Annotated in this window: 22 protein-coding genes; 14 read left to right on the plus strand and 8 right to left on the minus strand. The window is 72.5% G+C overall.

Translation table 11 applies throughout. The features are described from left to right. On the minus strand, positions 1-2,196 hold the full coding sequence (locus AC07EG_RS16830; protein WP_478254015.1) for a phospholipase: 2,196 nt from the start codon (positions 2,194-2,196) through the stop codon (positions 1-3). 274 nt (positions 2,197-2,470) lie between these two features. On the opposite strand from AC07EG_RS16830, the gene AC07EG_RS16835 reads away from it, so the two are divergent. Both AC07EG_RS16835 and AC07EG_RS16840 read left to right on the plus strand, forming a co-directional pair. Next, the gene (locus tag AC07EG_RS16835; protein ID WP_478254016.1) at positions 2,471-3,178 is read left to right on the plus strand and encodes a response regulator transcription factor; all 708 of its coding nucleotides are present in this window, start codon (positions 2,471-2,473) and stop codon (positions 3,176-3,178) included. A gap of 128 nt (positions 3,179-3,306) precedes the next feature. After that, positions 3,307-5,370, plus strand: coding sequence for a BTAD domain-containing putative transcriptional regulator (locus AC07EG_RS16840; protein WP_478254017.1), 2,064 nt, complete (start codon positions 3,307-3,309; stop codon positions 5,368-5,370). Positions 5,371-5,487: 117 nt separating this feature from the next. Here the strand turns inward: AC07EG_RS16840 and AC07EG_RS16845 are convergent, their stop codons facing one another. Both AC07EG_RS16845 and AC07EG_RS16850 read right to left on the minus strand, forming a co-directional pair. Continuing rightward, on the minus strand, positions 5,488-6,936 hold the full coding sequence (locus AC07EG_RS16845) for a GGDEF domain-containing protein (RefSeq protein ID WP_478254018.1): 1,449 nt from the start codon (positions 6,934-6,936) through the stop codon (positions 5,488-5,490). Positions 6,937-7,516: 580 nt separating this feature from the next. Then, positions 7,517-8,701 (minus strand): MFS transporter, encoded by a 1,185-nt coding sequence (locus AC07EG_RS16850; protein ID WP_478254019.1) that lies wholly within the window; start codon positions 8,699-8,701, stop codon positions 7,517-7,519. A 416-nt stretch (positions 8,702-9,117) separates the two neighbouring features. Between AC07EG_RS16850 and AC07EG_RS16855 the strand changes: the two genes are divergently transcribed. Next, on the plus strand, positions 9,118-10,014 hold the full coding sequence (locus AC07EG_RS16855) for an SDR family NAD(P)-dependent oxidoreductase (protein ID WP_478254020.1): 897 nt from the start codon (positions 9,118-9,120) through the stop codon (positions 10,012-10,014). A gap of 36 nt (positions 10,015-10,050) precedes the next feature. On the opposite strand, the gene AC07EG_RS16860 is transcribed toward AC07EG_RS16855, so the two are convergent. The 4 genes from AC07EG_RS16860 to AC07EG_RS16875 form a co-directional block, all read right to left on the minus strand. Next, the gene (locus tag AC07EG_RS16860; protein WP_478254021.1) at positions 10,051-11,910 is read right to left on the minus strand and encodes an AMP-dependent synthetase/ligase; all 1,860 of its coding nucleotides are present in this window, start codon (positions 11,908-11,910) and stop codon (positions 10,051-10,053) included. A 163-nt stretch (positions 11,911-12,073) separates the two neighbouring features. Further along, positions 12,074-13,258 carry a TetR/AcrR family transcriptional regulator gene (locus AC07EG_RS16865; RefSeq protein ID WP_478254022.1) on the minus strand — a complete coding sequence of 395 codons (1,185 nt, stop codon included), beginning with the start codon at positions 13,256-13,258 and terminating at the stop codon, positions 12,074-12,076. 31 nt (positions 13,259-13,289) lie between these two features. Further along, positions 13,290-15,113: an AMP-binding protein gene (locus tag AC07EG_RS16870; RefSeq protein ID WP_478254023.1), complete on the minus strand. Its 1,824-nt coding sequence runs from the start codon at positions 15,111-15,113 to the stop codon at positions 13,290-13,292. Between the two features lie 68 nt (positions 15,114-15,181). After that, positions 15,182-16,315, minus strand: coding sequence for an LLM class flavin-dependent oxidoreductase (locus tag AC07EG_RS16875; protein ID WP_478254024.1), 1,134 nt, complete (start codon positions 16,313-16,315; stop codon positions 15,182-15,184). Between the two features lie 765 nt (positions 16,316-17,080). On the opposite strand from AC07EG_RS16875, the gene AC07EG_RS16880 reads away from it, so the two are divergent. The 8 genes from AC07EG_RS16880 (at position 17,081) to AC07EG_RS16915 (ending at position 23,316) form a co-directional block, all read left to right on the plus strand. Further along, the gene (locus AC07EG_RS16880; protein WP_478254025.1) at positions 17,081-19,561 is read left to right on the plus strand and encodes a nitrate- and nitrite sensing domain-containing protein; all 2,481 of its coding nucleotides are present in this window, start codon (positions 17,081-17,083) and stop codon (positions 19,559-19,561) included. Next, entirely contained in the window at positions 19,561-19,977 is a 417-nt protein-coding gene (locus AC07EG_RS16885; RefSeq protein WP_478254026.1) for a roadblock/LC7 domain-containing protein, read from the plus strand. Before AC07EG_RS16880 ends, AC07EG_RS16885 begins: the two co-directional genes overlap by 1 nt. Next, entirely contained in the window at positions 19,974-20,336 is a 363-nt protein-coding gene (locus AC07EG_RS16890) for a DUF742 domain-containing protein (protein ID WP_153029808.1), read from the plus strand. Before AC07EG_RS16885 ends, AC07EG_RS16890 begins: the two co-directional genes overlap by 4 nt. Continuing rightward, positions 20,317-20,922, plus strand: coding sequence for a GTP-binding protein (locus AC07EG_RS16895; RefSeq protein ID WP_478254027.1), 606 nt, complete (start codon positions 20,317-20,319; stop codon positions 20,920-20,922). The genes AC07EG_RS16890 and AC07EG_RS16895 overlap by 20 nt, the downstream gene beginning before the upstream one ends. Positions 20,923-21,151: 229 nt before the next feature. Further along, entirely contained in the window at positions 21,152-21,619 is a 468-nt protein-coding gene (locus tag AC07EG_RS16900) for an RNA polymerase sigma factor (protein WP_478254028.1), read from the plus strand. Beyond that, on the plus strand, positions 21,600-22,193 hold the full coding sequence (locus AC07EG_RS16905; protein ID WP_478254029.1) for a methylated-DNA--[protein]-cysteine S-methyltransferase: 594 nt from the start codon (positions 21,600-21,602) through the stop codon (positions 22,191-22,193). The genes AC07EG_RS16900 and AC07EG_RS16905 overlap by 20 nt, the downstream gene beginning before the upstream one ends. Further along, positions 22,190-22,480 carry a hypothetical protein gene (locus tag AC07EG_RS16910; protein WP_478254030.1) on the plus strand — a complete coding sequence of 97 codons (291 nt, stop codon included), beginning with the start codon at positions 22,190-22,192 and terminating at the stop codon, positions 22,478-22,480. The genes AC07EG_RS16905 and AC07EG_RS16910 overlap by 4 nt, the downstream gene beginning before the upstream one ends. A 224-nt stretch (positions 22,481-22,704) precedes the next feature. Next, positions 22,705-23,316 (plus strand): superoxide dismutase family protein, encoded by a 612-nt coding sequence (locus AC07EG_RS16915; RefSeq protein WP_478254031.1) that lies wholly within the window; start codon positions 22,705-22,707, stop codon positions 23,314-23,316. A gap of 1 nt (position 23,317) precedes the next feature. Here AC07EG_RS16915 and AC07EG_RS16920 read toward each other — a convergent pair whose 3' ends face one another. Then, positions 23,318-23,875, minus strand: coding sequence for a hypothetical protein (locus tag AC07EG_RS16920; RefSeq protein ID WP_478254032.1), 558 nt, complete (start codon positions 23,873-23,875; stop codon positions 23,318-23,320). 310 nt (positions 23,876-24,185) lie between these two features. Between AC07EG_RS16920 and AC07EG_RS16925 the strand changes: the two genes are divergently transcribed. From AC07EG_RS16925 to AC07EG_RS16935, 3 genes are all read left to right on the plus strand, one after another. Then, on the plus strand, positions 24,186-25,043 hold the full coding sequence (locus AC07EG_RS16925) for an NAD(P)-dependent oxidoreductase (protein ID WP_478254033.1): 858 nt from the start codon (positions 24,186-24,188) through the stop codon (positions 25,041-25,043). A 168-nt stretch (positions 25,044-25,211) separates the two neighbouring features. Then, complete coding sequence (locus AC07EG_RS16930; RefSeq protein ID WP_478254034.1) at positions 25,212-26,516, plus strand: sensor histidine kinase; 1,305 nt, start codon at positions 25,212-25,214, stop codon at positions 26,514-26,516. Further along, positions 26,513-26,956, plus strand: a complete 444-nt coding sequence (locus tag AC07EG_RS16935; protein WP_478254035.1) for a roadblock/LC7 domain-containing protein — start codon at positions 26,513-26,515, stop codon at positions 26,954-26,956. Before AC07EG_RS16930 ends, AC07EG_RS16935 begins: the two co-directional genes overlap by 4 nt. Positions 26,957-26,968: the final 12 nt, after the last annotated feature.

Consider the following 26,968-nt stretch of genomic DNA (forward strand, 5'->3'; position numbering starts at 1 on the left):
TCACGTCGTGGCCCTGGCCACTCTCGGGCTCGGGAAAAGCCTGGTCAGCAGCGTACCGGCGGCCGCGGCCACGGCCAGCACGGCGAGCACGCCGTGCAGCGCGACCCCCAGCCGGTCGACCACCGGGCCCGCCGTCGCCGACAGCAGCGGCGGCACGCAGGCGATCGCGGTGAGCACCCAGGTGGCGGGCGCGTCACTGGTGCCGATGCGCTGCGTGTGCAGCAGGAACACGCCCAGCAGCAGGTGGACCAGGTTCTGGATCGGGTCGGGCACGACCTCCAGCTGCCCGGCGAACTGGGTGAAGGCGAAGCCGAACAACCCGATCACCGCGAACCCGAGGCCGAGCACCACCGCGGCCCGGCCGAGCAGCCTGCTCAGGGCGCCGTCGGGGGAGGCGGACGGGGCGGGCGGGTGCGGGGAGTGGGCGTGCACCCGCCGCTCGAACCACCAGAACACCAGCACGGCGGGCCCGGCGAGCAGGCCGAGCGCGGTGATCGTGCGCGGGTGGGTCAGCCAGGCCCAGGCGTCCAGCACGTCCACCGGGAGGTAGACCACGGTGACCAGCAGCAGCATGGTGGCGAGGAAACCGAGGTAGAGGCTCATCGGGGCCCGCAGCGCGTGCGCGGCGGCCCTGGCCACGTCCTCGCGGGCGGCGAGCCGGGTCAGCGGCGCGGCGAACAGCCCGAGCAGGCACAGCTGGCTGACGCCGAGCAGCAGCACGGGCAGCGTCGGAGCGGCCAGCACCGCCGGGGCGTCCGGCACGTTCAGCAGCATCGGCGAGGTGCCGCCCGCGGTGGTGACCAGCGTCAGCGCACCCAGCCCGCCGACCGCCCCGGCGAGCAGCGGCAGCCGCCTCGGCGAGCCGGAACCGGCGTGCACGAACGCCACCTGCTGCGCCAGCAGCGCCAGCGCGAACCCGCCCGCGTACCGGGCCACCGGCGAGCCGATCAGCTCGGCGGTGAGCACCAGCGCGGCCAGCGCGCCCGCCACCGGCCAGCCGGAGCGCAGTCGGCGCTGCAGGGCCGACATGGCCGGGGTGAGCACCACGGTGAGCAGGTAGAAACCCAGCAACCACAGCGGGTGCAGGGCGATCCGGGTGACCACGGCGTTGGTGCCGGCCGGGATGTGCAGCAGTTCCAGCGCCGTCGGCACGGCGAAGGCGACCACCACGAAGATCAGCGCGGGCCGCAGCAGCCAGCTGGCCCGGTGCGCGAGGTACTGCCGGTACCCGCCGCCGTTGTCCACGCAGGCGCGCCAGCCGGCCGCGTTGGCGTGCCCGCCGGCGAAGAAGAACACCGGGGCGAGCTGGGTCAGCCAGGTCAGCGGCCACAGCCAGCCGTCGGCGACGCCGGCCCAGTGGCCCAGCGCCACCGCGGACTCACCGAGCACCAGTCCGGCGATCGCGGCCACCGCGAGCACCATCCACCGGCCGCAGGGCAGCACCGGCGGAACCGGGGCCGGCGCCGCGGTCGCCGCCGTCGCCCCGGTGGCGCGGGGCACCGCGCGCCGGGCCCGCAGCCAGCCGCGCAGCCGGAACACCAGCAGGCAGCCGATCACCGCGACCCCGGCCAGCATCGGGCCGATCGGCTCACCGGTGGGCGGGCCCCAGCGCTGGTGCCAGGAGTTGATCACCAGGCCGGCCGTGTACAGCGAGGCGACCGCCTTGCAGGTGCCCGCCGAGTCCATCGGGTTGAGCTCGCAGGTGGCGTGCATGTCGGCGGAGAGCCGGTCGTCCAGCGCCTCCCGCCACTGGGGGGCCAGCGGGTGGCCGCGGTTGTCGGCGTAGCGCAGCAGGTCGTACCCGAGGTCGTGGGACATGCAGGCGACGCCGAAGTCCCAGCGGGTGCTGTCCTCACCCCACGGTGCCGAGCAGCCGCCGCCGACGTGCACCGCGCGCACGGTGCCGTCGCGGGCCGGTTCGGCCGCCGCGGTGACGCCGAGCACCTCGTGCAGATCGGCGGGGAGCAGGGCGAGCGCGGTGGGCTCCCGGCCCGGTGAGACGAGGGCTTCCACCGCGCGTTGCGCGTCGGCGACCCCGCCCCGCGGCGGGCCCTGGTCGGGCAGGGGAGCGGACCTCGACGCGACGAAGCCGAACGCGACGACGATCAGCGTCACGAGCAGGAGCCAGGCCGAGGTCGACAGAGAAAGCCGGACGCGCCGGGGCGCGTCCGGCCGGGTGTCGGCGACTGCGGTCATGGACTCCAGGGTCTCAGTCCGATCTCGGCGAGCGCATCCGGACAACCCCCGGATGCCTCCCCCGCAGGTTACCGGGGGTGCGGGTGAGCTCGCCGCGGTCGAAGACGCCCCCCAGTTGCCCCTTCGGGCAGGCCGGGCCGGGTGTCCGCCGGTTGGCGGTGCCGTTTGCGCTGGTCAGGGCGTTGACTGGTGGGGTGGGCCGAACCGGCCGACTCCAGCCGGACTCGACCGGGCCGCGGCTAGCCTCGGTCCACTCGAACCGAGGGGGGAGTCCGTGACCTGCCGTATCCACGTCCAGCCGACCGCCGCCAGGGTGCTGCTCGGCGTCCGCGACGGCGACCTGCGGGCGGACATCGTGGTGGACCTGTCCACCCGGCCGGGGCTGGCGCTCGCCGCCCCCGCCGACGACGTCCGCCACCTGGTCCAGCGAGCCCGTGGCTGGCGCGCCGACGTGGTCGTGCTCGACCTCGCCATTCCCGGGCTCGACGTGGTCGAGGTGAGCAGGCAGCTCACCGATCCGGCCGTCGAGCCCCGCCCGCGCCCGCTGCTGCTGGTCGGCGAGGGGCAGGAGGAACTGGTGGTGGCCGCCATCCGGGCCGGGGCCCGCGGTGCGGTCGCCAGGGCGTGCTCGGCGCACGAGATCGGCGACGCGGTGTGCGCGGTGGCGGGCTCGGGTGCCTACCTCGGCGCGGCGCTGGCCCGCCGGGTGCTGGACCGGCTCACCGCGCCCGGCCGGGAACTGGCGGAGGTGTTCCCCCGGTTGACCCGCCGCGAGCAGGAGGTGGTGCGGTACCTGGCCAAGGGCATGACGAACGCGGAGATCGCCAGGGAGACCGCGCTGACCCTGCGCACGGTCAAGTACCACGTGTCCGGCATCCTGCGGAAGCTCGACTGCCGGACCAGGGCGCAGGCCGCCGCGCGGGTGGGTGCGGCGGCCGATTTCCCGCTGCCACCGGAAAAACTTCAGGAACGCGCCGGTTGAGGACAGCTGCCGACCGGGGCCGGGAGCACGGGTCCGATCGGGTGGTCTGGACCTTGATGCCGGGAAGCCGGACCCCGCCCTGCTGCAAGATGGCGCCGTTGTCGGTGAACGGGGCGGGGGAGCCACCGGTGGGGCGGGAAGCGGGAGGATTCGGGGCGGTGCTGCGGGCGCACCGCATGCGGGCGAGGCTGACCCAGCGCGAACTGGCGGAGCGCGCGGGCCTGAGCCTCCGGGCGATCCGCTACCTGGAGCAGAACCGGGTGGAGCGGCCGCGCCGGGAGTCGCTGCGGCGGCTGGCCGGGGCGCTGGAACTGCCCGACGCGGTGGCCGCGGCCTGGGCGGACGGCGATTTCCGGCTGCCGCCGGACCAGTTGTCCATCGGTGTGCTCGGCCCGCTCACGGTGACCAGGGACGGCACCCCGCTGGACCTGGGCCCGGCGAAGCAGCGGTGCCTGTTCGCCCTGCTGGCGCTGCGGGCGGGCGAAGTGGTCGACCGCGCCGAGATCATCGACGTGCTGTGGGCCGACCGGCCGCCGGTGAGTTGCCAGAACCTGGTGCACACCTACGTTTCCGGGTTGCGCAAGGCACTGGAACCCGAGCGCGGCGGCCCGTTCTCGCCCGCGCTGCGGTCCAGTTACGGCGGTTACCGCCTCGACGCCGCCGACCTCGACCTGGCGCGGTTCGACGAGCTCACCCGGCGGGCCCGCGCCTCGCGCTTCGCGGAACCGTTGGCAGCACTGGACTTGTTCGCGCGGGCGCTGCGGGAGTGGCGTGGTCCGGTGCTCGCCGGGCTGCCGGCGAACCTGCGGGCGCACCCGGTCGCCGAGGCGGTTTCGCGGCGGCGGCTGGTGACCGCGCTGCACTACGCCGACACCGCGCTCGCGGCGGGCGAAGGCGCACGGGTGGTGGAACCGCTCCGGGAGCTGGCCGGGGAGGAACCCTGGCACGAAGGGCTTTCCGCGCGGCTGATGCTGGCGCTGGCCGCGTCCGGGCAGCAGGCGGCGGCGCTGGCGTTGTTCGGCGAGGTCCGGCAGCGGCTGGCGGACGAACTCGGCGTCGGCCCCGGCGCCGAACTGCGGGCCGCGCACCTGCGCGTGGTGCGGGGCGAACTGGACACCGGGGAACCGGCCCCGGCCCGGCTGCCCGCGGACGTCCCCGATTTCACCGGCCGCACCGAATACCTCGAACAGCTCGACGACCCGGCCCCGATCACCGTGCTCTACGGCCGCGGGGGCGCCGGCAAGAGCACGCTCGCCGGGCACTGGGCCCACCGCGTCCGCGAGCGGTTCCCCGACGGGCAGCTCTACGTCAACCTCCGCGGGTACGGCCGCGAGCCGCTGCGGCCGCTGGACGCGCTCACCCGGCTCCTGCGGGCGCTGGGCGTGCCCGCCGACGGGGTGCCCGCCGAGGTCGGCGCGGCGGCGGCGCTGTACCGGACCCGGCTGGCCAGCCGCACGGCGCTGGTGCTGCTGGACAACGCGGCGGACAGCGAGCAGGTGCGGCCCCTGCTGCCGGACAGTCCCGCCTGCCCGGTGCTGATCACCAGCCGTGACCGCCTCACCGCCGAACGGGGGGCTCGGCGGATTCCCCTGGACGTGTTCGTCGACACCGAGGCGCGGAGCTTCCTGGGCGGTTTGCTCGGACCCGATCGGCTGGCCGCCGAACCGGGGGCGGTCGACGTGCTGATCACGCTCTGTGAGCACCTGCCGCTCGCGTTGCGCCTCGCCGCGGCCAACCTGGTCGCCACCCCGGGGTCCGGCATCGGCGCCTACAACGCCGCGGTGCGGGCCCACGGCAGGCTGCGCGACCGCCGGGACGCCGTGCGCGCCGCGGTCGACCTGGCCTACGCCCGCCTCGACCCGCGGGCGCGGCGGCTGTTCCGCCTGCTGAGCCTGGTGCCCGGCACGGACTTCCCGGCGCGGGCCGCGGTGGCCCTGCTCGGTGACGCGGGTGGCCGCCGCGTGCTGACCCGTTTGGTGGTGGCGAACCTGCTCACCCAGCCCGCCTCCGGGCGGTTCCGGATGCACGACCTGGTGCGCGAGTACGCGGCGGAGCGGGCGGTGGCCGAAGAAGGGGAGTTGCCGCTGGAAGCGGCGTTGTCCAGGCTCCGCGAGGACGGTCTTGGCGAACCGGAGACAAATCCCGACGCGGTGCCCGAGTCCGGGTTAGTGCATTGGCATCAGGTGCGGTAAAGGCGATTTCTTCCCACTGTCCGGGACCGCTCCGGGGAAAATGCCCTGACCACCGCTTTTACTCGCCCGCCGATTTCCGTAACACTGTGATTGGTACGGACCTATGACCTTCGCCACCTAGGCTTCACGCTTGCGGGTGGTGGTGCCGTCGGCGAAGCGGACCTGGTTGCGGCCGCCCTCCTTGGCCTCGTAGACAGCCGAGTCGGCGGCCTGCAGCAGTGCCTCCAGGGTGTCCCCGTGCCGGGGGTACAGGGCCACCCCGATCGAGGTGGTGCGCCCGGAGATGGTGGTCGGGTCGCCGCGCTTGTCGGTGCTGTCGATGCTCAGCGCGGCGATGGTGTGCAGCACCCGCTCGGCCGCCAGCTCCGCCGCGGTGGGGTCGATTTCGGGCAGCAGCACGAGGAACTCCTCGCCGCCGAACCGGCCGACCACATCGGACGGTCGCGTCACCTGGTCGAGCGCCTCGGCCACCGAACGGAGCACGTCGTCCCCGGCCGGGTGGCCGAACGTGTCGTTGATCCACTTGAAGTGGTCCAGGTCGATCATCAGCAGCGCGAGGTTGTCCTCCCCGCGGCTGGTCCGCGACAGCGCGCGCTCGGCGGATTCCGACCAGCCGCGCATGTTGAGCAGGCCGGTCTTGGGATCGGTGCGCACGTCGCTCTGCAGCTGGTCCAGCTCGGCCAGCCGGTTGAACACCACGGTGACCACGGCCATGATGGCCACCGTCGGCGGCATGGTGACCAGCAGGATCGCGGTCATCGCGCCGAGGCCGGTGGTCACCGCCTCCAGCACGTTGTCCGCCTTGCTGCCCAGGATGGTGGTGGCGCTCGGCCTGCTCTTCGACGCGGCCCAGATGGCCCCGCCGACGAAGACGATCTGGATCACCTCGTAGATCGCCGCGGTGAGCACCACCAGGCCGAACTCGCGCACCGAACCGCTGAACGTCAGCGAGGTCCAGTCCTGCGGGCCGAGGTCGGCGAAGGCCAGGTGGGCCACCGCCGCGGCCAGGCTGTGCGAGATGGTGGAGAAGACGAAGTTGTGCGCGGGCCGCCGGGCGGTGAACCAGCGCTGCCCCCGGATGATGACCACCAATGCGACGATCAGCGGTACCGGGACGACCAGTACGGCCGGGAAGATCCACACCGCGGTGAGGTCGATCAGCACGGTTTTCGTCCGACTCCGGCGCCGTTCTTCCTGGCGTTGGGTCAATTGGATGTGAATGGTGGCGCCCACCACCAGAATGGCGAACCTGATCCAGTCGAGACCGTTCGGAGCATCGGAGACGGAAAATGCGTACACCAGTCCGGACGCCGCGATCGTCTCCATTACCAGCAAATACGCGACGAGCTTTTTCGGGCGTTGCCAGATTCCCCACGCGCGGGGGTCGAACGGGTGCCTGCGAGGAATGTCCCCGGCGGCCCCGTCCGGCGATTCCGCGGGCTCGGCGGGCGGGTTCGCGGCCGCCGCGCCACCCGGCGCGGGAGCGGCCTCGGACCCGGCGGCACCGGCCGGTCGGCCGGAATCGCCGGTCGCGGGCGGTGGCCGGTCGCGGGGCATCAGGGCCATCGGCACACCTCCCGTCCACCCGGGCTCGAGCACCTGGGTAACCTTTCCGGTACGCGAGTGGGCACCGGTTCGACCTTCACGACCGGTACCATCTCACGACACCGGAAGCGCGAGGCGAGACGGGATGCAAGTCCGGCAGTTCCAGGTGTTGACGCCGGGCGTGCATGAGCGAAGATGCTGGAAGCGTCTTCTTGACCGACAATGGAACGATGCGGGTTGTGGCGTTTTGTTCGCGAGGAGGTGTTCGGCGTGGCCGGCCGTGACTTCTGATCTCTGAATGTAATGGTTTTGCAGTAGCGCTTGTGCTGGGAGGTGTCGGACGTGACCGGCCGTGACTTCTGATGCGGATTCTGTTGTCGATTTTCCGAACTTGATCGCTCCGAGGAGGTGCCCGAAGTGGCTGGTCGTGACTTCTGAGCCCCGAGCTGTTGCCAGTGTTGCCAGTGCCGTCCCTGCAGTGAGTGCAGATCGTGCAGTCCGTGCAGAGTGCGCCGTGCCTGCCGCCGGTGTGCCCCAGCCGTTCGTGAACGGCCCGGTGGTTGTGTTGTCGGCGCTCGGCGCGTCATCGTTACCGCCCACGTCAGTCCGGGCTGCCGGGGTCTCGCCGGGCGCGTGCCCACGACCAGGCCAGCGGTAGCCCGAGCACCACACCCAGCGCGCCGCCGATGGCGATCGCCGCGGTGGCCGAACCGGCCAGCTGCGCGAGCGCGCCACCGAGCGCGGCGCCGACCCCCTGGGTGACCCGCAGGCCGGTGCGGTAGAGCCCACCGGCCCCGCCCCGGAGTTCGTTGGGCACCCAGGTGATGAACGTGGCCCCCACGGTCACGATGTAGGCCCCGGCGACGCCGGCCAGCGCCAGCGCGGTCAGCGCGAGCACCAGCCCGGGGTCGACGGCGAAGACGAGCAGGATGGCGTTCGGCACCACCGCCAGCACGCCGATCACCCGGCGGCGGACCTCCGCCCGCACGTAGTTCGACAGCAGGAAGACCCCGAGGATGAAGCCGAGCGGGTCCGCGGCGAGCAGCCAGCCGACGGCCTCCGGCGGCGCCCCGATCTCCTCGGCCAGCGGGGCCGCGAGCCCCTCCGGGATCATCGCGAAGCCCACCAGCCACGACAGGCCCAGCAGCACCCGCAGCCGCCGCTGCCCGGAGACCCAGCGGATGGCCCCGAACCACGGGTCGTCCCCGTTGCCCGCGGCCTCGCGGCGGGCCACCCGCAGCCGGATGACCACCGCGCTGACGGCGAAGGTGGCCGCGTCGATGGCCAGCGTCCAGCTCACCCCGATGGTGGTGACCAGCGCCCCGGCGCCGATCAGGCCCAGCAGCATGGCCAGGTTCGTGGTGATGCCGCGGATGTCCTGGCTGCGCAGGTACAGCTCGTCGTCGGTGAACACCTCCCTGGTCAGCGCGTTCTGCGCGGCGTTGGCCGGGGCGCCGAACAGCCGGGCCAGCACCACCAGCGCGACCAGGGCGACCAGCGGGGTGCCGGGGATGGCCATCACGCCGACGATGACCGCCTGGGCGGCGGCGCAGCTCCACAGCACGGTGCGGCGCGGGTAGCGGTCCGCCAGCTGCGCCAGGCCCAGCCCACCGGCCAGGGCGGGCAGGTAGGTCATCGCGTAGGCGAGCGCCGCCCACAGCGGTGAGCCGGTCCGGGCGTAGACGGTGATCGCCAAGGCGACGGTGGTCAGCTGATCGCCCGCCACGGACTGGGCCTCGGCCAGCCAGAGCGTACGGAACTCGCCGTTCCGGAGTACCGCCCGCATCCGAGGAGGAGCGTTCGTCTTCACCGTCAGTCTTCTTCCCCCCGATCGGGTGAACTTGCTCGGGCAGTGCATTGTGTCCTGCGGGTCCGAAGGTCCAGACAGGGCCTTCACCCGGACGACACGTCCGGCGACGTTCAGTATGACGTTCACCACTGCGTAGCGAGAACCCCACCTCAGTAGTAAGCCTGCGAACGTGTTCGCCCCGTTACCGAGGGTGGCGCCGTTCGGAGTGACCGAGTGACCCGTGCGGCGATATCACTGCGCCGGTCAGGCTCACTCGTTCGGCGCAGTGAGACAGCCGTTCGTCTCCTGAGGTGCGCGCGGATGACCCTTCGTGGCCAACACTGGACGTGAGGGCTGGTAGCAGCGGGTGAGCAAATCCGCCCGTGGCCGGCCGGGGACAGGGAGGTCAGGCGATGGACGGGGTGCTGGCAGGCAAGGCCGTCGTGGTCACCGGTGGGGGCCGGGGGCTCGGCGAGGCGTTCGCGGTGCACGCCGCGCAGGCCGGGGCCGCGGTCGTGGTGAACGACGTGGACGCCGAGTTCGCCGAGCGGACCGCCGCGGGCATCCGCGCGCACGGCGGCCGGGCGGTGGCCAGCGGGCACGACGTGGCCGACCCGGGGCAGGCGCGGGCCATCATCGACGGGTGCGTGGCCGAGTTCGGCCGGATCGACGGCCTGGTCAGCAACGCCGGGCTCAACTACGAGGCGCTGCCGTGGCAGGAGGACCCGGCCAGGGTGCGCGAACTGGTCGAGGTCAACGTGCTCGGGGTGATGTACACCGGCATGGCCGCGGCCGAGGCGATGGTGGCCGCGGGTGGCGGCGGCTCCATCGTCAACATCTCCTCCGGGGCGTCGCTCGGCCAGCGGAAGCTCGGGGTGTACGCCGCCACCAAGGGCGCGGTCGCGTCGCTGACCTACTCCTGGGCACTGGACCTGGAGGAGGTCGGGATCCGGGTGAACGCGGTGTGCCCGCTGGCGCACACGCGCATGGTCTGGAAGTCGGAGCGCTCGCTGCGCAACTGCCCGCCGGACCGCACCCCCGCCCGCATCGCGCCGCTGGTGCTGTTCCTGCTCGGGGAGCGGTCGGCGGGCATCACCGGCCAGCTGATCCGCTGCAACGGCCCGCAGCTGCACGTCCTCGGCCAGCCGCACTTCAAGGCGCCCATCCTGGAGCGCGAGGTGTGGGACACCGAGAGCGTGGAACGCGCCTTCGACGAGGTGTTCAGCGCGCACCTGGAGCCGTACGGCCTGGAGAAGCGGGTCCCGCCCAAGCTGCGGAAGTGGACCGAGAACCCGTTGCGCACGGCCTGACCCCGGGGCCGGGTGAGCCCGGCCCCGGGGCCGGGCTCAGGCCGTCGGCGTGGGCGCGCCGGCGTACAGGTCGGTGATGGCCGGTCCGTAGCGCTCGTTGATCACCCGGCGCTTGAGCTTCAGCGTCGGGGTCAGCTCGCCGGTTTCCGGGGTCCACGCCTTCGGCAGCAGGTGGTACTTCTTGATCTGCTCGACGCGGGCCAGCCTGCTGTTCGCCGATTCGACCGCGCGGTCGATCTCGGCGCGGATGCCGGGGTGGGCGGCGAGCGCGGCCGGATCGGCGCCCTCGCCGAGGTCGATGCCGTTGGCCGCCGCCCAGCCCGGTGCGATCTCGTCGTCCAGCACGATCAGCGCGGAGATGAACGGCTTCCCGTCGCCGATGGCCACCGCCTGCCCGATCAGCGGGTGCTCCTTGAGCAGGCCCTCGATCCGGGTGGGGGCGATGTTCTTGCCGCCGGAGGTGATGATCAGTTCCTTCTTGCGGTCGGTGATGAAGACGTAACCGTCTTCGTCGATGGTGCCGATGTCACCGGTGGCCAGCCAGCCCCGTTCGTCGACCGCGGGCTCGATCGAGCCGTCCGCCTGCAGGTACCCGAGGAACACGATGGGACCGCGGACGAACAGCTCGCCGTCCTCGCCGACCTTCACCTCGACGTCGGCGACCGGGCGCCCGACGCTGCCCGCCCGGAAGGCGCTCGCGGTGTTGGAGGTGGCCGCGCCGGTGGTTTCCGACAGGCCCCACACCTCTTCGATCTCCACGCCGAGCCCGGCGATGAAGTAGAGGACCTCCAGCGGCAGCGCGGCGGCACCGCTGGAGGACAGCAGCAGCCGGTCCAGGCCGAGCATCTGGCGCACCGGGGCGAGCACCTGCTCGTCGGCCCGCGCGATCTTCTCGGCCAGTTCGGCGGGCACCTCCTGACCCGCGCTGCGCAGCCGGTAGCCCTCCTGCAGCAGCTCGTTGGCCGCGGTGAGCGCCTTGCGGTTCTCCTCGGGTGCCGCGGCGAGCATGTTCTTCAGCCCGGCCACCATCTTCTCCCACACCCGCGGCACGCCGAAGAAACCCTGCGGCCGCACCCGGCCCAGCGCGGCCACGATGCCGCTCGGCTCGGCCAGCGTGTGCACGTGCCCGGCGTAGGTGATCGGCATGTAGAGCGACAGCTCGCGCTCGGCGATGTGCGCCAGCGGCAGGTAGCCGATGGTGTCCACGTGCATCGGCGTGCCGTGCAGCTGGTGCACCGCGTAGGCCTGGTGGATGGCGTTGCGGTGGGAGAGCACCACGCCCTTCGGCTCCCCGGTGGTGCCCGAGGTGTAGATCATCGACAGCGGGTCGTCCGGGTTGATGCGCTGCCAGGTCTGCTCGAACACCGACGGATCGGCCGCGTGCAGTTCGGCACCCCGCGCCCGCACCTCGGCGAGGCCGACGAACCGCTTGTCGCCGGCGGGCACCGCGTCGGCGTCCATCACCACCACGTGCCGCAACGCGGGCAGGTCGTCGAAAACGGTGCTCCAGCGCTCGATCTCGGCGGTTCCGCCGAGCACCACCAGCGGGGCCGCGCTGTGCGTGGCGACGAACCGGATCTGCTCCGGGCTCAGCGTGGAGTAGGCGGTGCAGGGCAGCGCGGCGAGGTGGGTGGCGGCCAGGTCGGCGATCAGGTGCTCGGGCCGGTTCGGCGCCATGATCAGCACGCGCTCGCCGGCGGAGAGCCCGAGATCGGCGAAACCCCGTGCCACCGCGGCGATTTCGTCGCGGAAACCCGCCCAGGTCAGCGTCGGGTACGCCGCGTCGTCGAGCGAAGTCAGCGCTGGGCGGTCGGCGTGCTCGACGGCGTTGCGCGCGAGCAGCCTCGGGATGGTCTGGCCTTCGACTTCGTGCACAACGGACGGCTGAGTGGTCAACGCTGGCCTCCCTGGTCGGCTTTTCGGCCACTGTAAATGCTTGTTAACAAATGCGGAAGGCCGTGGTCCGCATGGCCTCGGCCGGTCAGGTCTCCACCAACTGAGCAGGCATACCGTTTGGTCGGTCCCTCGGCTGGGACGGTCGTCACGACGCGAATGACCGTTAACTTGTCAGCAGGGTCCGGACCAGCGTCTCGCCGAAGGGGGGATCGGTCAGCGCCGGCTCGGCGCGGGCCAGGTCGGTCACCGCGTTCAACGCCGCGTACACCCGCAGCCGGGTTTCCGCGGCGGGCTCGTCCCCGCGCGAGGAGCCGACCAGCCGCACCCACTCGTCGACGTGCCGCCGTTGCGCCGCCCGCAGCGCGTCCCGGTCGCCTGGCGGCAGGTTGTCGTTCTCGGACAGGTACACCGACACCAGTGCGGCCTGGTCGAAGGCGATCCGCACGTAGGTGGGGATCAGCCGGTCCAGCGCCTCGGCCGGGTCGCGGGCGCCGGTGAGCGCGGTGGTCGCGGCGTCGGAAAGGCGTTCGGCCGCCCGGTGGTGGATGGCCGCGAGCAGGTCGCCCTTGCCGTCGAAGTGGCGGTACAGGCTGGAGGCGTTGATCCCGGCCCTGGTGCCGATCTCCTCCATGCTCACCGCCTGGAAACCGCGCTGGTGGAACAGGTGCACGGCCTCCACCAGCAGCCGTTCGCGCCGGGAGACCAGGTGCAGCAGCTCCTCGCGGGGGCGCTGGGGGCGCGGTTCCGGCGGCGGGGGTGGCGGCAGGGCCAGCACGTTCGCGGCCAGCTCGCGGACGACCGCCTCGGTGCGGCCCCTCGCCAGGCTCACCCGGTGCGTGCTCAGGCTGCCGAACACGCTGAACACCGCCAGCGTCAGCAGCGTGGCCGGGGCGCGGTCCAGTTCCGGGCGCACGCCGAGCAGCAGCGACCGCACCGCGCGCACCGCCACCCGCGTGCGCGCGGTCGCCCGCCGCCGCTCGTCCTCGGGCAGGTGCCGGTCCTCCCACTGGTACAGCCGCGTCAGCGTGCGGCGCTCGACGGCGAACGCGGCCAGGTTCCGCAGCACCGAGTCGAGCCGCTCGGCCGGGGTGCCCGCCCGCTCGTCCGGCACCGCCGCGGTGGCGAGCCCGTCGGACAGCTCGCCCACCGCGTGCGCCAGTATCGCCTGCTTGGTGCGGAAGTGCCGGTAGATGGCGGGACCGGTGATGCCGACCGCGTCGGCGATCTCGTCCACCCCGACGCTGTGGTAGCCGCGGCGGCAGAACAGTTCGGCGGCGGCCAGCGCGATCTGCGCCTTCCGGTTCTTCGGCCGGCGGGCGCGGGCGGCCGGGGTGCTCGGAGCTGCCATCGGGGGCAGCCTACGCGCCCGGCCGCCGGGTTCACCCCAGATCGACCACCTGCGGGCCCGGCGCGGGCTCGTACAGGCCGTCGATCTCCGACCGGTACTTCTCCGCGATCGGCTTGCGCCGCAAGGACATCTTCGGGGTCAGCTCGTCGCCGCCCGGGTCCCAGGACGAGGGCACGATCCGGAACCGCTTGATCTGCTCGGCGCGGCTCAGCTTCTCGTTGCCCGCCCGCACGGCCTCGGCGACCGCGGCCCGCACGGTCTCGCTCTCGGCGGCCACGCCGACCGACGGATCGCTCAACCCCAGTTCTTCGGCGCGCGCGGCCACCATCTCGGGGTCGAGCACGACCAGCGCGGTCACGTACGCCTTGGCGTCGCCGATCGCCACCGCCTGCGCGATCAGCGGCGACGCCGCCTTCAGCGCGTTCTCGATGTTGGTCGGCGACATGTTCTTGCCCGCCTCGTTGATGATCAGTTCCTTCTTGCGGTCGACGATGGTGACGAAGCCGTCCGCGTCGATGGTGGCGATGTCGCCGGTGTGCAGCCAGCCGTCGGCGTCGATCGCCTCGGCGGTCTGCTCCGGCTGCCCGTGGTAGCCGGGGGTGACCAGGGCACCGCGGCAGAGCAGTTCGCCGTCCTCGCCGAGCTTGAGCTCGACGCCGTCCATCGCCTTGCCGACCGAACCGATCTTGAACGCGTCCGGCGCGTTCGTGGTGGCCGCCGCGGTGGTTTCGGACATGCCCCACACCTCGTAGACCGGCAGCCCGAGGCCGAGGAAGTACTCCAGCGTCTCGGCCGGGATCGCGGCGGCACCGGACACCGCCCAGCGCAGCTGGTCCAGGCCGAGCGCGTGGCGCAGCTTGCTCAGCACGAGCTTGTCGGCGATGGCGTGCTGGACCTTGTCGGCGGGGGAGGGCCGCTGCCCGGACACCTCGGCCACCGCCACCCGCCTGCCGACGCCGATCGCCCAGTTCGCCAGGTTCCGCTTCACCGCCTTGGGTTCCGCGGCGAGCTTGGTTTCGATGCCACCGCGGATCTTCTGCCACACGCGCGGCACCGCGACCCAGATGGTCGGGCGGGCGTCCGGCAGCGCGGCGGCGATCGCCCGCGGGTCGTCGACGCAGGTGATCTGCACACCGCGCACCAGGTTCAGGTAGTGCGCGGACATCCGGTCGGCCACGTGCGCGCTGGGCAGGTACGAGGTGATCCGGTCGTCGATGCCGGGGTTGAGGTGCGGCATCAGCGCGCGGGCCTCGGCCATCACGTTGGCGTGGGTGATCTTCACGCCCTTCGGCGGCCCGGTGGTGCCGGAGGTGTAGATGAGCGTGGCGACGTCACCGGGTTCCACCGCCCGCCACGCGGCGTCGAAGTCGAAGTCGGCGGCCCCCGAGGATTCCAACTGCGCCAGTGGGATCGTGCCCTCGGCCTCGCCGTCGACGAGCACCACGTGGTCCAGTGCCGCACCGGCGGCGGTGATCCGGTCCAGGAACTGCCGCTCGGTGATCACCACCCGGTTCCCCGCGTTGCCGAACAGGTAGGCGATCTGCTCGGGGGAACTGGTGTTGTAGATGGAGAACGGCGTCGCGCCGAGGTGCAGCGCGGCGGTGTCGACCAGGTGCGCCTCCGGGCGGTTGCTCAGCATCAGGCCGACCGTCGCGCCCCGCGTGACCCCGTGCGCGGCCAGTCCGGCGGTGAGCGAGCGCACCCGCTTCTGGTACTCGCGCCAGGTGAGGTCCTGCTTCCCGCCGGGCACCCGCAACGCGACCGCGCCCGGGCGCAGCTCGACCGTCCGCTGGAACGCCTCGCCGAGGGTCCGCACCGTGCCGCCCGCGGCGTGCGGGCATTCGACGTCCGTCATCGCTGACCTCCGCTTCCTTCGCCTGAGATTGGTGCAGGTTAGTGGCGAGGGGGCAAAACGGACAGCGCTCAGCCGGTCACAAGGCGGCCACGAACGGGTTTTCCGCGATCCAGCAGCCCGCGGCGGCCGAGTTCCGGCCGGACCCCCTCGCCGAACCAGTACGCTTCCTCGAGGTGCGGATAGCCCGACAGCACGAATTCGGTCATGCCGAGCGAGTGGTACTCCTCGATCAGGTCGGCGACTTCGGTGTGGCTGCCCACCAAAGCGGTGCCCGCCCCGCCGCGCACCAGGCCGACGCCCGCCCACAGGTTCGGGTGAATTTCCAACCCGCGCACCCCGCCGTCGAGCTTCCCGTGGTGCAGCGCCACCATCCGCCGCTGGCCGGCCGATTCGCTGACGGCCAGTTGTGCCTGCGCCTCGGCCACCTGCCGCGGGTCGAGCGCGTCGAGCAGCTTCTGCGCCTCGGCCCAGGCTTCGGCCGAGGTGTCGCGGGAAATGGTGTGCAGGCGGATGCCGAACCTCAGCTCGCGGTTCTGCCGTGCGGCCAGCTCGCGCACCCTGCCGATCTTCTCGGCGACCTGGGCCGGCGGCTCCCCCCAGGTGAGGTAGACGTCGGCGTGCGCGGCGGCGACCGGCAGCGCGGCCGGTGAGGAGCCGCCGAAGTACACCGGCGGCACCGGATCCGGCGGTGCCAGCACGGTCGCGCCCGCCACCCTGAGGTGCTCGCCGTCGAAGTCGAACGGCTGCCCGCTCCACACGCCGCGCAGGACGGTGAGGAATTCGGCGGTCCTGGCGTACCGGGCGTCGTGGTCGTGCCAATCGCCGAAGCGGCGCTGTTCCACGGCGTCGCCGCCGGTGACCACGTTGAGCAGCAGGCGTCCGCCGGAGATCCGCTGGTAGGTCGAGGCCATCTGCGCGGCGAGCGTCGGGGAGATGGCGCCGGGCCGGAAGGCGACCAGGAACTTCAGCCGGGAGGTCTCGCGGATCAACGCGGCCGTGGTCAACCAGGCGTCCTCGCACCAGGTGCCGGTCGGCGTCAGGACGCCTTCGAACCCGAGGTGCTCCGCCGCCCGCGCCACCTGCGCGAGGTACTCGATGGTCGGCGGCCGCTGGGCGCCGGGGCCGAGGGAACGCTTGGCGTGGAACCGTTCCACGATCGTCCGCCCGTCCCCGGTGGTCGGCAGGAACCAGTGCAGCCGCACGCTCGCCCCTCAGCATTCCGAAGTAGACGGTCCACGGACTTCCGCGGGCGGTGCCGAGTCTGCGATCGCCCCGGGGTCGCGGCAACCACTCCCGGATGCTGGACCTCGAACTCCCGCGATGCTCGACGCCGCCGTCCGGCCCTCGCCGTCGCGGGGCGGTCGCGACGAAGGTCGGGCCGGGGTGGGTGGAACGGGGGTACGGGTTCGGCCGGCTGTGCCACGGTGACGGTCGGGTGTTCCGCGCCGCATTCCGGACCGGCGCATCAACGCATTCTCGCGCGCGCGTTACGGATATCCACCCTGAAAGTTCTCGTGACGATTCTCACGGTAACCGCATTGACGATCATGCCCGCGCCCCACAAAATGGTCGCAGCGCGATTTCCGCGTCTCCCGCACGCCGGTGCCTGCCGGTGACCCGACCCTTGGCCGTGCGGTATGCTACCGGGCGGTAATGTGCCGTGACCAGCACGTGGCGCCGGGTAGTCGGCTGGGTTGCCCGGGTGCGGGAGGGTCGGCGAAAGGGACTGCCGGTGACTGGAGTTGGCCTATTTCCGGTTCTGCCTTTCGGTGGTCAAAGATCAACCCGACCGGTTGGTCTGTACGGAGCAGCGGATTTGACTCCCGCTGGTCGTGCTGCCTAATGTCTTTGCCGCCAAGCGGACGGGGACAGTTCGACCAGAGGGCTGATCCGGCTAGCTGACCCCGGGTGTGGGGACCCGGGATCGACTCACATCGAAGAAACAGCCGGAAGGACAACGGACCGCGGTGAAGAAGAACCCCACTCGGCGCACCTCGTCGATCCGCTCGCGCGTGCTCGCCATCGCCCTCGTCCCGAGTGTCGCCCTGCTGGCCGTCGGCATCGCGCTGTCCGGGTACCTGGTCTACGACGCGATCCAGGTCCGCGACAAGGCGAGCCAGGTCCGCGACATCGAGCGCCCGGCGGTGCTGTTCTTCGCGAACTTCCAGGAGGAGCGCCGGCTCACGCTGAAGGAGCTGGCCAGCCCCGGCTCGGAGAGCGCCGCGCTGGGTCCGCAGCGCGCCAAGGTCGACGCGGCCGCCCAGGAGGTCGTCTCCCGGCTGCAGGCGATGTCCGGTGACGCCGCCCCGGACGTGCAGAAGAACATCGTCGGCGCGGCCACCCAGCTGGGCCAGCTGCCGCGGTTCCGCCAGGAGGTCGACGCCGGCCGCCCGCAGCTCGACGAGGCCTACACCTACTACAACGGCATCATCGACCTGTTCACCGACGGCCTCAACGGCCTGGCGCAGGACGCCCCCGACGCCCAGGTCGCCTTCCTCCGGGTGATCGCCGTGCCGCTGTTCTCCAGCGCCGACCGGATGCAGCGCGGTGACGCGCTCGCCGCGGCCGGGGTGGCGGGCGGCGGCCTGACCGAAGCCGACTTCCGCACCTACATCGGCGAGATCGGCGCCTACCGGGTCGACCTGAACGCCGCCGTGCCGCGCATGCCCGCCGACGTCAAGGCGAAGTACGACCAGCTGCTCGCCAGCCCCGCCTGGAACACCGTGACCACGGTGGAGAACGCCTTCCTCCGCGGCAACCAGACCGTGCTGCCGGTGCCGGAGCAGGAGTGGCGCACCGCGGCCCGGGAGGTGGGCAGCGCGCTGATGGGCCTGTTCATCCAGCAGAGCGGGCAGGCCACCACGCTGGCCATCGACGAGGGTGAGGAGACCCTCATCACGTCGATCATCGCCGCCGCCGTCGCCCTGCTCGTCGCCATCGCCGTGTTCTTCGTCGCCCTGCGCCTGTCGAACCGGCTCATCGGCAGGCTCCACCGGCTCCGCGAGGAAACCCTCGAGATGGCCGACACCCGGCTGCCCGAGCTGGTGGACCGGGTGCGCGCGGGTGAGGACGTCGACCTGGACAGCGACGTCCGCTTCCTCGACCACGGCGGGGACGAGATCGGCCAGGTCGCCGCCGCCTTCAACCGCGCCCAGCAGACCGCCATCGCCGCCGCGGTGGACGAGGCGAAGACCCGTGAGGGCACCAAGACCGTCTTCCTCAACATCGCGCACCGCAGCCAGGTCATCGTGCACCGCCAGCTCAAGGTGCTGGACCAAGCCGAGCGCAAGCAGGAGGACCCGGACCAGCTGGACACCCTGTTCCAGCTCGACCACCTGTCCACCCGCGCCCGCCGCAACGCGGAGAACCTGATCATCCTCGGCGGCGGCCAGCCGGGCAGGCAGTGGCGCAAGCCGGTCAGCCTGGCCGCGGTGGTCCGCGGTGCCTCCGCCGAGACCGAGGACTTCACCCGCGTCGGGGTGGCGAAGCTGCCCGCGGTGGCGGTCAACGGCCCGGTGGTCGGTGACCTGGTGCACCTGCTCGCCGAGCTGATCGACAACGCCACCTCGTTCTCCCCGCCGGAGTCCAGGGTGGAGATCCGCGGCAACGTGGTCGGCCGCGGGGTGGTCGTCGAGGTGGAGGACCAGGGCCTCGGCATCGAGCCGGACCACCTGGCCGAGCTGAACGAGATGCTCGCCGACCCGCCGGACTTCGGCATCATGGCGCTGTCCGACGAACCGCGGCTCGGCCTGTTCGTGGTGGCGCGGCTGGCCGTGCGCCACGGCATCGCGGTCACCCTGCGCGAATCCGCCTACGGGGGCACCAGGGCGATCGTGCTGGTCCGCTCGGAGCTGCTCGGCGCGCTGGACGAGCCGGAGCCCGAGGACGAGGCCGACGTGCCCAAGCAGGGTGAGCGCCGTCCGCTGCGGCGCCCGGAGCAGTCGGGACCGCCGTCGCTGCCCATGCCCGAACTGCCCCAGCCGCCCGAGCGCCCGCGGGTGCCCGAGGCGACGCCGTCGTGGCCCGCCGAGTCCCCGGCCAACGGCAAACTGCCCGAACCGCCGCCGCGCGAGGACCTGTTCCGCCCGCGGCACCAGTGGCTGCCGCCGGAGCAGCCGCCCGCCGAGAACGGCGGCCGCCCGCCGGAGGTCCGCCGTCCGGCGGAGGCCCGCCCGCCGCAGGACGTGCGCCCGCAGCAGCCGCGCCGTCCGGCCGCCCCGGGACCGGCCGCTCCGGGCCGTCCGCCGCTGCCGCAGCGGCGACGGCAGCAGAACCTGGTACCGCAGCTGAGAAACGACGGACCCGCGGTGGTCGATGAGCAGGAGTGGGAGGAGCCGGCCGACGGCGCCGAACAGGCGCGCAACCGGCTGGCCGCCTTCCAGCAGGGCACCCGCCGCGCCAGGGAGCAGGAGCTGGGCAGGCACGACAGGTATGGAGAACGAAGCTGATGGTCAACGCCGGAGTCAGTGAACTCGACTGGTTGCTCGACGATCTGGTCAAGCGGGTGGCGGGCGCCGACCGGGCCGTGGTGCTCTCGGCCGACGGCCTGCTGATCGGCCGTTCGGGCAACCTGTCCGAAGAGGACGCCGAACACCTGTCCGCGGTGGCCTCGGCCTTCCAGAGCCTGGCCAGGGGCACCGGCCGCCACTTCGGGGGCGGTAACGTGCGGCAGACCATGGTGGAGATGGACCACGCCTTCCTCTTCGTCACCGCGGCCGGGCGCGGGGCGTGCCTGGCGCTGCTCGCCGCCGAGGACGCGGACATGGGCATGGTCGCCTACGAGATGAACCTGATGGTGAAACGGGTCGGGGCCGTTCTCACCGCGGCCCCGAGAAGCGCGCCACCCCAGCGCACCTCGCCATGACCCCGCGGCACGAGGCGTGGTTCGACGACCCGCTCGTCCGCCCCTACGCGGTCACGGGCGGGCGCACGCGCTCGGAGAACGTCTCGCTCGACCTGATCACGCTGGTGGTCGCCATGCCGTCGATCGCCGAAGCGGCGGGCATGGACCCCGAGTACGGCCAGATCGTGCGGCTGTGCCAGCGGCCGATCTCGGTCGCCGAGGTGGCGGCCAGGGTCGACCTGCCGCTGCCGGTGGTCAAGGTGCTGCTGTGCGACCTGATCGAGCAGAACCTGGTGCTCTTCCGCACCGCGGCGCCGCTGACCGAAACCCCCAACAAACACGTACTGCAGGCGGTTCTTGATGGCATCCGGAAACTCTGAGGCCCGGCGCGGGCTGACCGCAACCGCGGTCAAGATCCTCATCGCCGGTGGCTTCGGGGTCGGCAAGACCACGATGGTCGGCTCGGTCAGCGAGGTCCCCCCGCTGCGCACCGAAGAGGTGATCACCGAGGCTTCGGCCGGGGTGGACGACCTGTCCGGGGTGGAGGCCAAGACCACCACCACGGTGGCGCTGGACTTCGGCCGCATCACCATCAACCCGGAACTGATCCTCTACCTGTTCGGCACGCCGGGGCAGGACCGGTTCTGGTTCATGTGGGACGAGCTGGCCCACGGCGCGCTCGGCGCCGTGGTGCTGGCCGACACCCGGCGGCTGGAGAGCTGCTTCGCCGCGGTCGACTTCTTCGAACGCCGCGGCCTGCCGTTCATCGTCGGCGTCAACTGCTTCGACGGCGCCTACCGCTACGGCACCGAGGAGGTCCGCGCCGCGCTGGACCTGGACCAGTCCACCCCGCTGCTGCTGTGCGACGCGCGTGATCGCGAGTCCACCAAGCAGGTGCTGATCGTGCTGCTCCAGCACCTGCTGGCGGGCAGCGAACTGGCCGACAGCGTGCCGTTCGGCCGCTGAACCTCACGTTTCCGGCCGTCCCCGCGTCTACCCGGTACAACGGGTCTTCGAGGAGAGGGACGGACATGGTCGTAGCGCAGATACCGGCGCGAGGTCGCGCCGGTCACCGGGCTGAGGCGCGTCCGGTCGCCCCAGCGGCCTGGCGTGCGTCGGCCCGGTGACCGGCTCAAGAGCGACCTCGCCCGCCGTGCCGGAGGCGCGGCCGGGGAAACCGCCATTCGACGAGGTCGTGAGTGAGTACGGTGCGGTGGTCCTGCGGGTCTGCCACGCCGTGGTGGGGGCGGCCGACGCCGAGGACGCCTGGTCCGAGACCTTCCTGTCCGCGCTGAAGGCGTACCCGGACCTGCCCGCCGACGCCAACGTGGAGGCGTGGCTGGTCACCATCGCCCACCGCAAGGCCGTCGACGTGCGGCGGGCCGAGGCGCGCCGGGCGGTGGTGCCGGGGGAGCCGCCGGAGCGGCCGTCCACGCTGGGGCGCCCGGAGGACTGGGACGGCGACCTCTGGGCCGCGCTCGGCTCGCTGCCGGACCGCCAGCGGACCGCGGTCGCCTACCACTACCTCGGTGGCCTGCCGTACCAGGAGATCGCCGCCATCACCGGCGGCTCGGCCGACGCCGCCAGACGCGCCGCCGCCGACGGGATCAGAAAACTGAGGACTGTCTACCCGGGGAGCCACCGTGTCCGAGCTGTTCGCTGACCTGCCCGAAATCGACGAGGGCACCACCACCCGGCTGCGCGCCAGACTGGTCGAGGCGGCCGACCGCGACGGGGTGCTCGACGTGGCCTACCGCACCATCGACTCGCCGGTGGGGGAGCTGCTGCTCGCCGCCACCGAAGCGGGCCTGGTCCGGGTGGCCTTCGCCCGCCAGGACCACGAGGCCGTGCTGGCGGACCTGGCCGACGTGGTGAGCCCGCGCATCCTGCGGGCACCGGCCCGGCTGGAGGCGGCGACGCGCCAGCTCGGCGAGTACTTCGAGGGCCGCCGCCGGTCGTTCGACCTGCCGCTGGACTTCCGCTTGTCGCGCGGGTTCCGCCTCGCCGTGCTGAACCACCTCGCGGAGATCGGCTACGGCAGGACCGAGAGCTACGCCCAGGTCGCCACGGCCGCGGGCAGCCCGCGTGCGGTGCGGGCGGTCGGCACGGCGTGTGCGACGAACCCGTTGCCGCTGGTGGTGCCGTGCCACCGGGTGGTCCGCTCGGACGGTTCGTTCGGCGGGTACGCCGGTGGCCCCGAGGCGAAGCACCGGCTGCTGACCATGGAAGCGGCGTGAGCGGCTCGCTGACGATCGGCTGCGCCCGGGACCCGGAGTGCCGGGCGCTGGCCGCCACCGCCGCCGCCGGCTGGACCGCCCGCGGCGGCACCGTGTTGGCCGTCGTGGACTGGCCGGAGGCGGCGGCCTCCTGGTTGCGCCAGGCCAGGCGGTTCGTCGAGGGCGGGCCGGACACCTGGCTGGTGATCGCCAGGCCGGCGGGCTGGGCCGGGATGCGGCAGCGGCTGCTGCGCTCGACCGACTGGGACCCGGCGAGAACGCTCACCGTGTTCCCCGGCACCGGCTGACTCCGCCCTGGAGCTGCCCCGCGGACGCCGAACTCGTGGCTGCGTGCCCGCGACGAGACCGCGTTCGCGCTCGTCGCTCGGCAGGCCGCGCACGCTCCCCCCGGTGTGCGGTGCTGGTCACCCTCGCGCGGGTCGCTGCGCGACGCCGTGCCCTCGACCGTCCGGCCGGGGGTGGCGTCCGCGCACCGTGATTAGCGATCGGGCATTCCGGGAAGTCACCGGGCATGCGCAGGAAGCAACTGGTGGTCGGGGTCATGGCGGTCGGGCTGTTCGCGACGGGGTGCGGCGACGAACCGGACGGGGACGACACCGCGCAGCCGCAGGCGAGCGGGGCACCCGCGGTGAACATCGAGCAGGAGGGGCGGCTGGCCGCGCCGGAGCAGGCGACGAACGCGTTCACCTACGACCAGGCCGTGGCGCCGGTGGGGGCGGGGCTCAGCGTCTCGGCGCGCTCGACCGGGGTCGGCACGGCGGTGGAGTTCGAGGTGGACGGCATGGCCCCGGACCGGGGTTACGCCGTGCACCTGCACGCCAAGCCGTGCGGGCCCAAGGGGGACGCGGCGGGCCCGCACTTCCAGAACCGGCTCGACCCGGCCGCCACCCCGGAGCAGCCGTCGAAGGACCCGGCGTACGCGAACCCGCAGAACGAGTTCTGGCTCGACCTGCGCACGAACGCCGAGGGCGACGGCGAATCCCGCACCGAGGTGCCGTTCGGCTTCACCGACCGGGTGCCGGCTTCGGTGGTGGTGCACGCCGAGGAGCACACCGCCACCGAGCACGGCAAAGCCGGGCAGGCCGGCGGCCGGGTGGCCTGCCTGACCGTGCCGTTCCGCTGAGCTAGCCCTCCGCCGTGACGCGGTCCTCCTCGAGCACCTTGTTGGCGGCCTCCAGCTGGCTGATGATGTGCGCGCGGAGGTCCTCGGCCTCCTCGGACCGGGCGCGTGCCTCGGCGAGGATGCGCTCGGCCGCCTCGGCGGCTTCGGCCCGCTGCACCTCGATCTCGTGCAGGGCCGCCTTCCGCCGCGCCGCCATGGCCAGCTCGAAGTCCTGCTCGGCCTGTCTGCGCTGCTGCTCGTCGCGCTCGCGCAACGCGTGCGCGGTCGCCTTGATCTCGGTGGCCTCCAGGCGGGCCAGCTCCATCATGTGCCGCAGCCGCTCGGTCAGCCCGTCGGGCTCGATCGGCGCGCGGCACACCCGGTCCAGCGCCTCCTGCAGTTCCTGGTTGTCCTCGAGCAGCACGGCCACCTGCTTCTCGAGGTCTTCCACTTGGGACACCGCGGCTTCGTGCCCGGCCACCGCCTCGGCCAGCTCGGCTCTGAGTTCGTCGAGGCACTGCTCGACCTGACCGCGGTGATAGCCACGCCACACCACGCCGAAGTTGGGGTTCTCCGCCACGTCACCTCCAGAACCTCGGAGAAGTCCAACATATCAACGAATTCGCCCCCGGTCTGCCGCCGATCGCGCGGTCCCCGCGATTTTCCTTGTACGCCAACGAGAAATAAAAAACCTTGCTGTGGCAAGGCATCCCGCCCGTCGGACGGCGACGGCGAAACGGGACGAATTCCGCCGTCGGACCACCGGCGGCGACTGACCCGGAAAGGGTAACCGGATCGGGTGGCCGGGCGGATACCGCGTCCCCGCACGGGATCCGCGGGGGTGGCACGGGTGGCATGCTGGTGGGGAGCCAGGAGAAGGAGGCCGGGGGATGACGAGCGAGGTGACCGTGCTCGGTACCGGGATCATGGGCGCGGGCATGGCGCGCAGCCTGCTCCGCGCCGGGCACGAGGTGACGGTGTGGAACCGCGACCGGGCGAAGGCGCAGCCGCTCGCCGAGGCGGGCGCGGTGGTGGCGGACGACCCCGCCGCCGCGGTCGAGGGCGCCGACGTGGTGCTGACGATGTTGTTCGACGCCGACGCCGTGCGGGAAGTGATCGAAATCGCGCTGCCCGGACTGTCCGGCGTCTGGGTGCAGTCGGGCACGGTGGGCGTCGAGGCCGCGGAGGGCTTCGCCGGGCTGGGTGCCCGGTACGTGGACGCGCCGGTGCTCGGCACCCGCAAACCGGCCGAGGAGGGCCAGCTCGTGGTGCTCGCGGCCGGGGCCGGGGAACTGCGGGAAGCGGTCACCCCGGTGTTCGACGCGATCGGCGCGCGCACGGTCTGGGTGAGCGAGCGGCCCGGCGACGGCCACCGCCTCAAGCTGGCCGCCAACGCCTGGGTGCTCTCGCTCACCGCCGCCGCGGCGCAGAGCGTGCGGCTGACCGAGCAGCTCGGCCTGGACCCGCGGCTGTTCCTCGAAGCGATCTCCGGCGGTCCGGTGGACACCCCGTATGCGCAGCTCAAGGGGGCCGCGATGATCGACGGCGAGTACCCGCCCGCGTTCACCGCCGCCGGCGCGGCCAAGGACGCCGGGCTGATCCTGGACGCCATGAGCGGCACCGGGGGCACGGACGACCGCCTGATGCGGGTGCTGCACGAGCTGTTCGGGGAAGTCGTCGACGCCGGTGGCGGCGAGCAGGACATGGCCGCCGTCGCCAGGGTTTTCGGTGTCCACAAAGGACGGTGAAGATCACGGGTGAACACGTGGCGCGGTAACGGTATGACCGAGGGTAGTTGAGCCGAAGCTTTTTGTGGACATCGGCAGCGGTCTCTGATTGCATGTTGCACTACGACCGTCGGCGTAGGCCCGGTGGTCGAAATGGAGCCGTAGGCGACGAAGAGGGTAAACAGGCAGATGGCGACGCGGGCTCGGGAACTGCTGGATCGCTCGCGGGTGCTGCGGGAGCGCGCACGCGCGGCCGCGGTCCAGTTCCTCAGCAACCCCGGTCAGGAACCGGTGTCCCAGCACGGTCCCCGGGTGATCGAAGCACCCCCGCCGCCGGTGGACAACACCGAGCAGGAGGCGCTGGCGGGCATCTGCGCCAGCGTGGCGCTGCGCGACCTCAACCTGGTCGACTCCCTGCTCTCCCAGCTGGAGGAGATGGAGGCGCGCGAGGAGGACGACGAGCGGCTCGCCGAGCTGTACCGGCTCGACCACCTCGCCGCCCGGCTGCGCCGCAACGCGGAGAACCTGCGGGTGCTGGCCGGGCGCGAGGCCGGGGACAACGCCTCGGAGACCGCTTCGGTGGTCGACGTGATCCGGGCGGGCATGTCCTCGATCACGCACTACGCCCGGGTTTCCATCGGCCGCGTGGTCTCCCTCGGCGTGGTCGGCTTCGCCGCCGAGGACCTGAGCAGGCTGCTCTCCGAACTGCTCGACAACGCCACCGGCCAGTCCTCGCCGAACACCCCCGTCCGGGTCAGCGCCCACCTCACCGAGCAGGGCAGCGTGCTGATCCGGATCGAGGACGAGGGCATCGGCGTACCGGCCGAGCGGCTCGCCGAACTGAACGACCGGCTCGCCGCCGAGCCGGTGCTCGACCACGCCTCGGTCCGGCACATGGGCCTCGCCGTGGTGCGCCGGCTCGCCGCCCGCCACGGCATGAAGGTGCGGCTGGAACGCCGCGTGCCGCACGGCACCACGGCCACCGTGCTGCTGCCCGCCGAGCTGGTCGGCGAGCTGCCGGAAGCGAGCTGGTCGGGCACCTCGACGGTGGTCGTGCCGCCGTCCGCCCCGGCCAACGGCTTCACCCCCACCCCGGCCCCGCAGGCCGAAGCCGTGCCGCTGGCCCGCCGCCCGCAGGGCGGCTCGGCGGGCACCCTGCCCAAGCGCACCGTCGGCGCTTCGGGCGCCACCGCCACGGCCGAGCCGCTGACCCAGCGCAAGCCGTCGCCCGCACCCCGTGGCGAGGCGGAGGGCGGCAGCACCCCCGGCGGCCTGCCCCGCCGGGTGCCCCGCAGCATCAAGGGCACCGGGGAGGACGAGCCGCCACCGCCACCCCCGGCGCCGGAGGACCCGATCGACGGCCACGACCGGCTGATCGCCGACCTCGGCGCCTTCTCCGACGGGGAACGCGCCGCGCTCGAGGAGCAGCAGCGCGGCCCCGCCGGTCCCCGTGACGACGACCCAGCGAAACCACCCGAGGGACCCCAAGCGTGACCGCCGCCCAGCACAGTTCCGGCAAGCAAGACTTCACCTGGCTGATCAACGACTTCGTGCAGAAGGTCCACGGGGTCAGCCACGCCCTGATCATGTCCGCCGACGGCTTTCCGCTGACCTCGTCGGACAGCATGAACAACGACGACGCCGAGCAGCTCGCGGCCATCGCCAGCGGACTGCTCAGCCTCGCGGGCAACAGCGCCGCGTTGTTCAACAAGGGCAGTTGTGAGCAGATCATCATCCGGCTCACCCACGGCTACTTCCTGTTCATGGGCATCGGCGTCGGCGCGGGACTGGCCGTGCTGACCGGCCCGGGAAGCGACATGAAGGTCGTCGCGTACGAGATGACGCAGTTCGTCCGCAACGCCGGCCACGTGCTGACCCCCGAGATACGGGCCGATCTCCGGCGCGTGCTCACCGCCCGCAGGCCGCAGGTCTGACCGGCCGGGAGG

The sequence above is a fragment of the Amycolatopsis sp. NPDC045836 genome (assembly GCF_056431745.1).

Coding starts and splice junctions, on each gene's coding strand:
- AC07EG_RS16830 (WP_478254015.1), bottom strand. CDS start 2,196: ATGACCGCAGTCGCCGACACCCGGCCGGACGCGCCCCGGCGCGTCCGG.
- AC07EG_RS16845 (WP_478254018.1), bottom strand. CDS start 6,936: ATGGCCCTGATGCCCCGCGACCGGCCACCGCCCGCGACCGGCGATTCC.
- AC07EG_RS16850 (WP_478254019.1), bottom strand. CDS start 8,701: ATGCGGGCGGTACTCCGGAACGGCGAGTTCCGTACGCTCTGGCTGGCC.
- AC07EG_RS16855 (WP_478254020.1), top strand. CDS start 9,118: ATGGACGGGGTGCTGGCAGGCAAGGCCGTCGTGGTCACCGGTGGGGGC.
- AC07EG_RS16865 (WP_478254022.1), bottom strand. CDS start 13,258: ATGGCAGCTCCGAGCACCCCGGCCGCCCGCGCCCGCCGGCCGAAGAAC.
- AC07EG_RS16870 (WP_478254023.1), bottom strand. CDS start 15,113: ATGACGGACGTCGAATGCCCGCACGCCGCGGGCGGCACGGTGCGGACC.
- AC07EG_RS16885 (WP_478254026.1), top strand. CDS start 19,561: ATGGTCAACGCCGGAGTCAGTGAACTCGACTGGTTGCTCGACGATCTG.
- AC07EG_RS16890 (WP_153029808.1), top strand. CDS start 19,974: ATGACCCCGCGGCACGAGGCGTGGTTCGACGACCCGCTCGTCCGCCCC.
- AC07EG_RS16895 (WP_478254027.1), top strand. CDS start 20,317: ATGGCATCCGGAAACTCTGAGGCCCGGCGCGGGCTGACCGCAACCGCG.
- AC07EG_RS16915 (WP_478254031.1), top strand. CDS start 22,705: ATGCGCAGGAAGCAACTGGTGGTCGGGGTCATGGCGGTCGGGCTGTTC.
- AC07EG_RS16925 (WP_478254033.1), top strand. CDS start 24,186: ATGACGAGCGAGGTGACCGTGCTCGGTACCGGGATCATGGGCGCGGGC.
- AC07EG_RS16930 (WP_478254034.1), top strand. CDS start 25,212: ATGGCGACGCGGGCTCGGGAACTGCTGGATCGCTCGCGGGTGCTGCGG.